At 48.0% G+C, this 950-nt stretch carries 1 protein-coding gene; it reads right to left on the bottom strand.

Going from position 1 to position 950, the window contains the following annotated elements; genetic code table 11:
* Positions 1-129: 129 nt before the first annotated feature.
* The coding region (locus ACTHUR_RS12280; RefSeq protein ID WP_440398752.1) for a nucleotidyltransferase at positions 130-950 on the bottom strand (821 nt) is incomplete at its 5' end.

The following is a 950-nucleotide window of genomic DNA, read 5'->3' on the forward strand; positions in this document are numbered from 1 at the left end:
TTGTTATTGCTTGTTTGGAGATGGCAGAAAAGGTTGTTTTGATGGACAGACGGTTAGAATTTGAAATATGAAAAGGCCGTCTGAAAAGAGGAAACACATAATTTCAGACGGCCTCTGTTTTTGATTCTCTTATCCGTAAATCTTGGTTCGGATTTCAACAAGGGAATTGATTGCCAAACTGCTGTTTACAGCTGCCGGTAGATCGGACTGGGCGAACAAATTTTCTACTTCGTTAATCAATGTTTCTGCACGTGCCAACAGTTCATTGTAAGGAAAAGAACCGCGCTTGATGGCCAGCAATTCGTCACGATTGGGACGGCGTGGCCGGATCTCGCCATAAAGGGCAATATCGCGCGCGGTTTCAAGCAGGCGGAAGGTGTGCATCATATTTTTTGCATCGTAACCTTGGCCGTGCGCCTGCGTGCCTTGATAGCGTGTTTCGTTGCGTTCTGCCAGCCATTGTTGATAAGAGGCATATTCGCGGCAGTAGCTGCTGTATCCGTCTTGGTTGAAGGATAGATGGGCAAGCGGTGTTTCGCCTTCGGGAATGGAGCTGAGTGAAAGCGTTGTGGCTTCGGGTTTGGGTGCAATACTGTGGTAGCCAAGTGTGCCGTCGGCATCGTAAAACAGCGCATAAAGTTCTCGGGCGTGGGCTATTTTGATTAAGCCTACACGCCTTTGTTCCATTCCGCGTTGTGCAAGCCAGTACTGTAACGGTACGGTTTGCCTGCCTTCTATGATGTGGCAGAAATCAAGGATGCTTTTCTTTTCAGACGGCATCGGATTGCTGATTTTTTTATTCAATCCCCGTGCTTTTTTGATTTGTCCGTAGGCATAGCCTGCAAAACTTTGCTGGCAGGTTTTAGAGATAAACCATTCGGTTTTGAACGCATCCATCAATGGCGAACGGTATCGCACACAGTCGGAAGGGGAAGCCAGCAGCTCCAGCG

Source organism: Neisseria sp. P0021.S007, assembly GCF_051956855.1.